At 26.4% G+C, this 3,589-nt stretch carries 5 protein-coding genes; all 5 read right to left on the bottom strand.

Annotation, left to right across the window (positions count from 1 at the left end; translation table 11 throughout):
• Positions 1-109 (bottom strand): ClpX C4-type zinc finger protein (locus Q4E08_RS11865; protein ID WP_303131191.1); only part of this gene is annotated, 109 nt, incomplete at its 3' end.
• Between the two features lie 26 nt (positions 110-135).
• Positions 136-732, bottom strand: a complete 597-nt coding sequence (gene clpP / locus Q4E08_RS11860) for an ATP-dependent Clp endopeptidase proteolytic subunit ClpP (RefSeq protein WP_303131189.1) — start codon at positions 730-732, stop codon at positions 136-138.
• A gap of 148 nt (positions 733-880) precedes the next feature.
• Positions 881-2,164: a trigger factor gene (gene tig, locus Q4E08_RS11855; protein ID WP_303131188.1), complete on the bottom strand. Its 1,284-nt coding sequence runs from the start codon at positions 2,162-2,164 to the stop codon at positions 881-883.
• A gap of 97 nt (positions 2,165-2,261) precedes the next feature.
• Positions 2,262-3,083 (bottom strand): hypothetical protein, encoded by an 822-nt coding sequence (locus Q4E08_RS11850; protein ID WP_303131187.1) that lies wholly within the window; start codon positions 3,081-3,083, stop codon positions 2,262-2,264.
• A gap of 81 nt (positions 3,084-3,164) precedes the next feature.
• Complete coding sequence (locus tag Q4E08_RS11845; RefSeq protein ID WP_303131186.1) at positions 3,165-3,311, bottom strand: hypothetical protein; 147 nt, start codon at positions 3,309-3,311, stop codon at positions 3,165-3,167.
• Between the last annotated feature and the right edge of the window lie 278 nt (positions 3,312-3,589).

The following is a 3,589-nucleotide window of genomic DNA, read 5'->3' as shown; positions in this document are numbered from 1 at the left end:
ATTCATCACAAATATATACTCCAGGACCAGCTATTAATCTTTTAACTTGATCTTGACCTTTACCACAAAAAGAACACTTTAATTGTTTCTTTTCTTCATATTTAGCCATATTTTCACCTCACTGTATGGCAAACCTTAAGCTTTTTCTATTTCATTCTTAGTTATAACTTTATCAACTAATCCATATTCCATAGCTTCATCTGCTTCTAAGAAGTAATCTCTTTCAACATCTGCTTTTATTTGCTCTAAAGGTTTACCTGTATTTTCACTTAGTATTTGATTTAATTTATCTTTTATTCTTAGAATTCTCTTTGCATGTATATCAATGTCTGTTGCTTGACCTTGGAATCCACCTAATGGTTGGTGTATCATTATTTCAGCATTTGGAAGAGCATATCTTTTTCCTTTTTGTCCTGATGAAAGCAAGAAAGCTCCCATTGATGCAGCCATTCCTATACATATAGTGCAAACATCTGGCTTTATATATTGCATAGTATCATATATAGCCATACCTGATGTTATTGATCCTCCTGGACTGTTTATGTAAACATAAATATCCTTATCTGGATCCTCACTTTCTAAAAATAATAATTGTGCTACTACTAAATTTGAAGTAACATCATTTATTTCACCATTAATCATTATTATTCTATCTTTTAATAGTCTTGAGAAGATATCATAACTTCTTTCTCCTCTATTAGTTTGTTCAACAACCATTGGAACTAAACTCATAATCGTTCCCTCCTTTTTAATGTAACTTAAATAAAATTATACTCTAAGATTATTCTTTTGTTAATATTTTTATTTGAAATAATTGCCAGAAAATACTTTTCTGGCAATTATCTTATAGTTACATTTATTAAATTTTAATATATCAAAACTATTTGCAGTTATCTTCTAATAACTTTATTGTTTTTGCAATAACGATATCTCTTTCTATCATAGCTTTTTGAGTTTGCATTAACATTTCAGCCATTTTTTCAGCTTCATCTCCTGCATACATTTTAGCTATTTCAGTAGCTTTTTCTTTAACTTCTTCTTCTGTAGCTTCTATTTTTTCAGCTTTAGCTATTGCTTCTAAAACTAAGTCAGCTTTAACTTTCTTATCTGCATTTTCTTTCATATAAGCTCTCATTTTTTCTTCAGTGCTTCCAGTGAATTGCATGTATTGCTCTAATGATAATCCTTGGTATTTTAATCTATTTTCAAGATCTCTAACCATGTTATCTATTTCTTTTTCTACCATTACTTCTGGAACTTCCATTTTTGAATTTTCAATAACAGCTGTTATTAAAGCATCTTCGTATTCTCTTTCTAATGAAGCTTTCTTAGTTTCTTCAATTTTTCCTTTGATATCTGCTTTTAATTCATCTAAAGTATTAAACTCTGATACTTCTTTAGCAAATTCATCATCTAACTTTGGTAATTCTTTAACTTTTATTTCTTTTACTTTAACTTCAAAAGTAGCTTCTTTACCATTTAATTCTTCTCTTCCGTAGTTTTCTGGGAAAGTAACTTTAACTTCTTTTTCTTCTTCAACACTTAATCCAATTAATTGATCTTCAAAGTTATCTATGAATGAACCTGATCCAATTTCTAATGAATAATCATGTCCTTCTCCACCTTCAAAAGCAACTCCATCTATAAATCCTTTAAAATCTATAACAGCTATATCACCTTTTTCGATAGCTCCATCTTCTTTAGTTTCTATTCTAGCATTTTGTTGTTGCATATTTTTTAATTGTGCTTCAATTTCTGAATCTTCAACAACAACTTCTTTCTTTTCTACATTTAATCCTTTGTATTCTCCAAGTTCGATTTCTGGATATAAAGTAACTTCAGCAGTATAAACTAAATCTTTACCTTCTCCAACTTCTAAAACATCTACTTTTGGGAAATCAACTGGTCTTAAGTTGTTTTCTTCTATTAATTTTGGATATGTTTCATTTATTACAGTGTTTATAGCATCTTCAAAAAGTACTTCTATTCCGTAGTGCTTCTTAACCATTGCCATTGGCACTTTACCTTTTCTGAATCCAGGTACACTGAATCTATTTTTATTTTTGTTGTATGCTTTATTTAAAGCGGCAGTAAATTTTTCTGCCTCTACTTTTACTTCAAATTTAACAACATTAGCTTCTATCTTTTCCATTTTAGCTTCCATTTGCTCTTCCTCCTAAAATAGTTCTTTAATCACATTTATTAACTAGGTTATTATAACATAAATTTCTACTTATTATCAAACCATTTGTTATATATAGTTATTTTGAAGTATTATCAATTAAAATACTTCCCTTATTGTTTAATATATATTCAGTTTTGTCAATTTTAACTTCCATTCCTTTTTTATCTACAACTTTTCCAAACTCTATATTTTTACCACCAGACTTTGGTACAATTTTTTGAGTTTCATTTTTCAAATTATATATCCAAATATATTGTTTCTTTGCTGCACTTCCAAAGTAAGGTAAGTTACTTACATAAGCGATATTTTCATTATCTATAAATTTAGCTTGTGAATGCCATATATAACCCTTATATTTATTTAACATAACATCTTTTGAATATTTTTCTCGTTTAGTTGAAATATATTCTTTTCTTGTTATATCTTTAATTTTGCCATCTATATCAATTATTTTCAAATTTTGATCTTTATCTAAAACTAAAATCATTTGTTTATCAGGAGATATATCATAGCTTATTCCCTTTTTATCTTCTATTCTTATAAATTCTTTTTTATTATCTTTTTCTTCGTATTCACATTTTATAGTATCATTTTTACTAAGCTTTACTTCAAGTTCTTTTTTCTTTGGAGCTTCTTCTTTAACTTCTTCTTGCTTTGGAGGAGCTTCCTCAACTATTTCTTTTGGCGTTTCAGGCTTATTATTGTTGTTTTTACTATCACTATCAACCCACGCTTGTAATTTTGACCTTACATTTGAAAAATCCATATCTTCTATTTTAAGCTTATAAATTAGTATACCTGTTATTATGGCCGCTAAAATAACGCCTATAGTTATTTTTATTTTTCTTTTTTTCATTTTTCTTTCGTAATCTTTACTAAAAATACTTGGTTTCGCCAAAATATTCCCTCCTAATTTTATTAACTATTGATATTTATTATATAATATAAATCTTATCAAATAATAAAATTTTTCTTATTTTTATTTATTTTTATTTTTGCATTTACAATTACACTGTCTTATTCCTAATTCACTTTGTTCTTTCTTTGTAAGCTTAGCTATATTTTCTGTATACCCTTCATATTCTGGTGTATCTTTTAAATGTGTTTTTTTCTCTATTTTTAACATAAATTTTCTACTCCTTCATTTAATTAATAAACTACATTTTATCATAAATAAGCTATCATAATAATAAATAATAACTTATTTATAACTTTATTAATAAATACAATTTTCTATTTTTAAATACATTTTAAACTATATATTAACAAACAGTAAAAATATATCTTTTTATTTGATTTATTTTTTTATTTTAGTTATAATTATATTAACAAATAAATAAAATAAATTTGCCCATACCACTCTATTAGCAAACGCTATAGAGTTTAAATAAACCCCACAAAATG

The sequence above is a fragment of the Clostridium sp. genome (genome assembly GCF_030532265.1).
GTDB lineage: Bacteria > Bacillota > Clostridia > Clostridiales > Clostridiaceae > Clostridium.
Note: the sequence above shows the minus strand (reverse complement) of the source record. Positions and strands in the feature narration are given on the sequence as shown.